This is a genomic window from Nocardia sp. MDA0666 (assembly GCF_003023875.1).
Lineage (GTDB): Bacteria > Actinomycetota > Actinomycetes > Mycobacteriales > Mycobacteriaceae > Nocardia > Nocardia aobensis.
The window spans coordinates 47562-54509 of the sequence record NZ_PYHT01000035.1 but is presented as its reverse complement, the minus strand read 5'-3'; the positions used below and the strand labels follow the sequence as shown (position 1 = coordinate 54509).

The 6948-nt window shown below is 69.7% G+C and carries 7 protein-coding genes and 1 pseudogene; 7 read left to right on the top strand and 1 reads right to left on the bottom strand.

Going from position 1 to position 6948, the window contains the following annotated elements; genetic code table 11:
• From C8258_RS32730 to C8258_RS30450, 7 genes and pseudogenes are all read left to right on the top strand, one after another.
• A pseudogene (locus C8258_RS32730) lies at window positions 1-712 on the top strand (hypothetical protein); the annotation flags it as partial.
• A 176-nt stretch (window positions 713-888) separates the two neighbouring features.
• Window positions 889-1332: a 50S ribosomal protein L13 gene (rplM, locus tag C8258_RS30475; RefSeq protein WP_036498285.1), complete on the top strand. Its 444-nt coding sequence runs from the start codon at window positions 889-891 to the stop codon at window positions 1330-1332.
• Window positions 1329-1841, top strand: coding sequence for a 30S ribosomal protein S9 (rpsI, locus tag C8258_RS30470; protein ID WP_036498286.1), 513 nt, complete (start codon window positions 1329-1331; stop codon window positions 1839-1841). The genes rplM and rpsI overlap by 4 nt, the downstream gene beginning before the upstream one ends.
• A 205-nt stretch (window positions 1842-2046) precedes the next feature.
• Window positions 2047-3414 (top strand): phosphoglucosamine mutase, encoded by a 1368-nt coding sequence (glmM, locus tag C8258_RS30465; protein WP_106958073.1) that lies wholly within the window; start codon window positions 2047-2049, stop codon window positions 3412-3414.
• 303 nt (window positions 3415-3717) lie between these two features.
• Entirely contained in the window at window positions 3718-4125 is a 408-nt protein-coding gene (locus C8258_RS30460) for a hypothetical protein (RefSeq protein WP_233225443.1), read from the top strand.
• A complete protein-coding gene (locus tag C8258_RS30455) occupies window positions 4122-5495 on the top strand; it encodes a hypothetical protein (RefSeq protein WP_106958072.1) in 1374 nt (457 codons plus the stop codon). Before C8258_RS30460 ends, C8258_RS30455 begins: the two co-directional genes overlap by 4 nt.
• Window positions 5482-6486 (top strand): hypothetical protein, encoded by a 1005-nt coding sequence (locus C8258_RS30450; protein WP_106958071.1) that lies wholly within the window; start codon window positions 5482-5484, stop codon window positions 6484-6486. The genes C8258_RS30455 and C8258_RS30450 overlap by 14 nt, the downstream gene beginning before the upstream one ends.
• Window positions 6487-6499: 13 nt before the next feature.
• On the opposite strand, the gene C8258_RS30445 is transcribed toward C8258_RS30450, so the two are convergent.
• On the bottom strand, window positions 6500-6934 hold the full coding sequence (locus tag C8258_RS30445; RefSeq protein WP_106958079.1) for a hypothetical protein: 435 nt from the start codon (window positions 6932-6934) through the stop codon (window positions 6500-6502).
• Window positions 6935-6948 lie beyond the last annotated feature (14 nt).

The window sequence follows — 6948 nt, the reverse complement described above, 5'->3', positions numbered from 1 at the left end:
CCCGCCCGCCGAACCGCACCGCCCGGAGCCGCCGAATCCGCACGGGGTCGCCGAGGGCCGGCACGCGGCGCGCGACGCCGGGCCCGCATCGAGCCCGCAGCCGCTGCCCACCGGCGAGCCGACCACCCGGATGACCCGGGGGGCCGGCCAGTTGGAAAGCAGGTTCACCCGCCCCCCGGCCGGCCCGGTCGATGATCAGCGGACCACCGATTCCGGTGGTCGGTCATCGGCCGGGGAACAACCGGATGATGAGGAACACGCCCACAAGGGCAAGTTGTGGAGCAAGGTCAAGGACAATCTGTTCGGCGCCCCGACGATCGTGGGGGCGGTAGCGCTGGCGGCGCTCGCGATCCACGCCGACGGTGAGGCGGATCACATGGCCCGACAGCTTCCCGAACACAGCTCGGCCGCCGCGGCGGCAGCCGGAGCCGCCGACGCGCGGACCGACGGCGCCGCGGCCTTCGACGCACGCTCGCTGGGTGGCGTCGGCGCGGGATCCGATTTCGGCTCGTGGCCGGCCGTGGACAAGGTGTCACGCGCACCCGAGCCCAGCCCGGCCTGCTCGGTCACCCCGAACGCCGTCGAGCGCCCGGGGCCGGGTATGCGGACGGTCGCCGACCATCCCTGTGCGCATCTGGCGGTCGACAATCTGCACTACGTCGTCCCGACGGTCCCCGGTACGTTCGACTCGGGCCCGCCGATTCACATCTGACGAGTGCGGAGGCGATTTCGGGACCCCGAACCGGTCCTGGTATCGTCGTCGTTCGGCGTGCGGTACGTCGCGGATTCGTCCGTACCGTCACACGAGCCCCGGGTCTCCACCGGCCGCCGGGATCACTCGACCGTTCGCCTGGCTGGCAGAACATCAACGACAGACAGGGAAGCACTGTGCCTACGTACAGCCCGAAGGCGGGTGACGTGACCCGGCAGTGGTACGTCATCGACGCCACTGACGTAGTGCTCGGCCGCCTTGCCGTGCAGGCAGCGAATCTGCTGCGTGGCAAGAACAAGCCGACCTACGCCCCCAACGTCGATGGTGGCGACTTCGTCATCATCATCAACGCCGACAAGGTTGCCGTCTCCGGCAACAAGCGTGAGGACAAGCTCCTCTACACCCACTCCGGGCACCCCGGTGGCCTGAAGTCCCGGTCTGTCGGGCAGCTGCTCGACACCCGACCGGAGCGCGTGGTGGAGCGTGCCGTCAAGGGCATGATCCCGAAGAACAAGCTGGGCAACCAGATCGCGCGCAAGTTGAAGGTCTACGGTGGCGCGTCGCATCCGCACGCGGCCCAGCAGCCCGTTCCGTTCGAGATCAAGCAGGTGGCCCAGTGACCGCTCCTGAGGAATTCAACGAGGAATACGTCGAAGACGCCGCCGCGGAGGTCGTCGACGAGGGTGCCGGCTACGACGCCGAGTACACCGAGTCCGAGGGCTTCGCCGCGCCGGTCGTGATCGACCGCCCGGTGCAGACCGTCGGCCGCCGCAAGGAGGCCGTGGTCCGGGTTCGCCTGGTCCCGGGTTCCGGCCAGTTCGTGCTCAACGGCCGCACCATCGAGGACTACTTCCCGAACAAGGTGCACCAGCAGCTGGTGAAGTCCCCGCTGGTCACCGTCGAGCGCACCGAAGCCTTCGATGTGCACGCCCGCCTGGTCGGCGGCGGCCCGTCGGGTCAGGCCGGCGCGCTGCGCCTCGCCATCGCCCGCGCGCTGATCGAGGTCACCCCGGACGACCGTCCCGCCCTGAAGCGGGCCGGCTTCCTGACGCGTGACCCGCGTGCCACCGAGCGTAAGAAGTACGGCCTCAAGAAGGCCCGCAAGGCTCCGCAGTACTCGAAGCGCTGATCTTGCAGCGCGCGGCCGCTCCCACCCGCACCCGCACGGTGTGCCGGTGGGAGCACGGCCGACGCGACCCCGTACGAGAGCAGGCGCCCACTCCCGGGCGCCTGCTCTCGTGCTGTATCGATCGACGGTAGGCCGGGGCGGGCAGCCTGCGTCCGCGACGCAGGGTCTCCGCGCCCACCGCAATTCAACTCGAGGGGCGAGATAGATGGGGCGTTTGTTCGGTACCGACGGAGTCCGCGGCCTTGCCAACGACTCGCTGAGTCCGGAATTGGCACTGCAGATTTCGGCGGCCGCGGCCCAGGTGCTGGGCCGGGGCAGATCGCGCGCGGTGGCGGTGGTCGGCCGCGATCCGCGCGCCAGCGGCGAGATGCTGGAGGCCGCGGTGACCGCCGGTCTGACCGCCGCCGGGATGAGTGTGCTCTCGGTCGGGGTCCTGCCGACTCCGGCGGTGGCGTATCTGACCGCCGCCTATGACGCCTGCCTGGGCGTGATGATCTCCGCCTCGCACAACGCCATGCCCGACAACGGCATCAAGATCTTCGCCGCGGGCGGTCACAAACTCGACGACACCGTCGAGGACAAGATCGAGGAACTGGTCCGCGCGAAGAGTTTCGTGCGTCCGACCGGTGCCGGTATCGGGCGGGTGCTCAGCCTCTCCGGCGTCGACGGTCATGTCGAGGACCATTACAGCCTGGCCGGCACCCACGAGCGCTACGTCGAACATCTGGTGGAGGCCACCGGTCGCGATCTGTCCGGCGTCACCGTGGTCGTCGACTGTGCGCACGGCGCGGCCTCCGACGTCGGCCCGGCCGCGTACCGCGAGGCGGGCGCGCGCGTGGTCGCGATCAACGCCGAGCCGAACGGGCTCAACATCAACGAACGGTGCGGGTCCACGCATCTCGAGCATATTCAGCGCGCGGTGCTCGAACACGGCGCCGATCTTGGCCTGGCCCACGACGGCGACGCCGATCGCTGCCTGGCGGTGGACGGTTCCGGTTCCGTGGTCGACGGCGACGCGATCATGGCGATCCTCGCCCTGGCGATGCACGAATCGGGCGAGCTGGTGCAGGACACCCTGGTAGCGACCGTGATGAGCAATCTGGGTCTGCACATCGCGCTCCGCGATGCGGGAATCACCGTGCGCACCACGGCGGTCGGCGATCGTTACGTACTGGAGGAGTTGCGCCGCGGTGGCTACAGCCTGGGCGGTGAGCAGTCCGGACATCTGGTCTTCCCGCGATACGGCACCACGGGCGACGGGCTGCTGACGGGTCTGAAACTGATGGCCCGGATGGTCGAAACCGGTCGCGGCCTGGGCGATCTGGCGAGCGTCATGACGACCGTGCCGCAGGTTCTGGTCAATGTCCCGGTCGCCGACAAAGCCGCGGTCGCCGCCGCGCCGGAGGTTCGCGAGGCGGTGGCCGAGGCCGAGCGCACCCTCGGCGACAACGGCCGAATCCTGTTGCGCCCGAGCGGGACCGAACAGCTGATCCGGGTCATGGTCGAGGCGACCGATTCGCATCGCGCCAAACAACTCGCCGACGATCTCGCCAAGTGTGTGGCCGCGGTCTGAGCCCGCGGGCACGGCGAGCGGCGCGATGAACGGGGTGCGTACGCCGCGTAGGGGTGCGGCTGTATAGGCCGTTGACCGAGCGGCGGGCGCGCGGCCACGACGGCGGCGTCCGCGCATCATCGTCCGAATATCGGCTGGTCATCGCGAATGTCGGCGGGCGGCGGCGGATCCTGGAGGGGGCGTGTGAAGGTCGTCGGCGCGCCGACAGTCCCCGAGATCGGGGCGCGACTGTCGGCTCCGGGAAGTATGGTTGGACGCAGATCATGACGCGACAGCGAAGCTTGATTTCCGTGAGGGGGAACAGTGGACCCGCTGAAGCTTGACAAGTCTCCGACGCTCGACGACGCCGCGAATTCGGCCCCGCCGCCGACCGCCACCGCATCCGCTCCGGATACGGTGCTGCGGGTCGATCCCGCGGCGATGGCGGCCTATACGGCCATCGCGAATACCGTTTCCCAACAGCTGGCTTCGGCGGCGTCCGTGACGGCCGGCGCTGTCGACCCACAGCAGCTGGCCACCGACCTGGGGCTGGTGGGAGCGGACTTCGCCGCCAAATTCGCGGCCGCGGTCTCCGAACACGCGCAGGCGCTGTCCACCGCGGGCAAACTGGTCTCGGCCTACGGGCGTGGGCTGAACACCTATACCGCGGGTGTGCAGGGCACCGACGAGGATTCGGCCGTCGCGATCACCCGGACGGAGTCGCGGTCATGAGGCGGCCGACCGCATTGCGTCGCCGGCCCACCGCCGCGCGTAACGACACCAGCACGCCCGCAACGACATCCGATCCGTCCGTGGATCCGCCGATCGTCGCGACCCTGGTCCGGCCGCTGCTGGACCTGCGTGCCTCACTGGGTACCGGCGTCGCGACGCCCGCCGCGACCATCACCGGCGCTCTGTCCAGTGCGTCCACCCAGGCCGCCGACACCGAGGGACCACACCGCGAGGGCGTCCACGCGCTGGAATCCACCTGGACGGGTCCGGGCTCCGACGCGGCCGTTCCGGCATTGCGCACCACCCAAACTCAGATCGGTGACATCTCCGACCGGGGCCCGGCCTACCTGGGTGTCCTGGCCGACGCCCACGCGACCAGTGCGCGGGCGGCCGGCCGGATGGACCGGATCATCGCCGATTTCCGGCGCGACGCTCGAACCATCCTCGGTAACGCCACCGCCGCGCCGGATACCGATGCGGTGATTAATCGGGCCACCCAGGCGCTGCGCGACGCGATCACCACCGTCACCTCCGCACGCACCGAAATGGACGATCACTCGCGCCGATTGGACGAGATGGGGCCGCTCACGGTCACCACGCCGGCCGGGCTCAACTCCTCGCAGTCGTGGGGAGATACGCCCGCTACGGTCCTGCCCAGCGCCTACGGTGCGGTTCCCGGCCAATACGGCACGGTCCCAGCACAATACGGGACGGCGCCCGGTCAGCCGATCGATCCGGCGCAGCTGGCGCAGCTGCAACTACAGCAGCTGCTCGTGCAGGCCGGTGTGCAGGTCGGCACCTCGGCCATCAATGCCGGTGTGGATATCGGTACCCACCTGATCGACAAGATCGCCGAGGTCGGTACGCACACCATCGACACGGTGGCCTCCTCGGTCGACCAGGCGATACCGCAGCTGATCAATCCGGACCACACCACCGGTGACAAGACCAATCCGGCGGGGAATTCCGGAGATTCGGCGAAGCTGTTCGACTTCGGCCCCGGCAAGACGGCTCCTGGAACGGCGGGACCGGGCTCGATCATTCCGGGCGCACCCGCACCCGACAAGGCTCCGGCCGACAAGACCCCGGCCGACAAATCCGATCCGCCGCCCCCGTCACCGTCGTCCATCCTGCCGCCACCTGCCGACCCGCCGCCGATGCCGAAGCCACCGGCACCCGTCCCCGCACCCGCACCCGCGCCGGAGCCGGCACATCCGGGCGGGGTGGCCGGAGGTATGGCCTTGCCGCCGCCGGCCGGCAGTGGACAGGAACACAAACCTCGCGACGGCCAGCTCGGTGTCACCGTGCCGGCGGCCGAGACAACGGTTCCCGCCGCCGTGATCGGCGACTTCGGCGATGACACGGTCTGAGCCGGACCCGCAGCAGGACAACCCGTTCGACCTCGGCTTGCCGATGGTCCGGACTCCCGTCGGTAAGCAGGGCCGCAAGCGGCGGTCGGGCCGGCGAAATCCGAATCGCCCGGCCGCGGCGGCCTATCACGGCGCCGTCGCCGTGCCGCCGGCCCCGCCCGTCCCGGAGTCGGCGGCCTATCCGTCGGGGGAGTGGGAGCGGTGGCTGGAACCCGCGCAGCGCACGCCCGAGCCCGAGCCGGAGGTGGAACCGGAGCCGCGCCGCATCCCGGTCGGGGGACCGCTGACCGATCCGGATCTGGTCGACAAGTCGACGTTGGTTCCGCATATCGTCGACCGCTCGGGCGGTAACCCAGGTCCCGCACTGCGGCGTCCGCGCCCACGCCAGGCCGGCCCGCGCCGAGACCACCGTCGCGGTGAAAAGCTGCTGGCCGCAATCACGTTGATTGGTGTCGGCATCGTCGTCGTCTCGGTGGTGTTGACCGTCATCCATACCGGGAAGCGGTCCCAGCCGGTCGCGACCAAACCGCCGATGATCGCGGCGGTACCGGTGCCCACCTCGGTGAGTGCGACCCCACCGCAGCCGACGACCACGGCCGCGGCGACCTCGACGATCGCCACCGATGGCTGCGAGCAGCAGCGCACCGCGGAAGTGGTCTCCGGGACCGACCCCGGAGGCACCGCGAGTGGTCCGGACGCCATCCTGGCCTTCGAGCGGGCGTACTACGTGCAGCGTTCGGGGTACGCCGCCCGCGCGGTCGTCGCCGACGACTCGTCGGTGCCGCCGGCCGACCAGATCCAGCGCGGCATCAATCAGGTGCCGGTTGGCACCCGCTACTGCGTGCAGATCACCCGCACCGGCGACGAGGGGCAGTGGGAGGTCCGCCTAACCCAGCAGAAGCCGGACGAACAGCCGCATGCGTTCACCCAGATCATCAGCACCCGAGCGGAGTCGGGACGCACGCTGATCACCGGCATCGCAGCGGGCTGAACCACATCCGGATTCAGAACCGGGCGTGCACGAACCCGGTGAACGGCACGAGGAAGCCGCCGATCTCACAGACGATCAGCGCGTACATGGCCGCCCGCAGCGGCAGTCCGATGTCGCCGCGGAATTGATTGGTCGTATCCCGCCGCAGACCGTGCAGGCAGTAGGAGGCGATGGCACCGGCGAAGAAGCCGAGGACGATCAGAGCCGCAACGAGATTCACCGCCGTCGCCCAGTCCGACAGTTCCACGAAGACCGCGAGCAGCAGCGCCGCGAAGCTGTACATCAGGGCCGCGCGGTGTGCGATATCGACGTAGGGATGCGCATGTCCCTCCGCTGAGGTGCGCATCCCGTGGTACTTCCACACGCCCAGCAGCAGTGCCCAGACGAAGAGAAGGCCGGCGATCAGGAGCGTGATCCGGGTGTCCACACCGAGTTGTATCTGTTCCATCCGGGTCTCCTGGG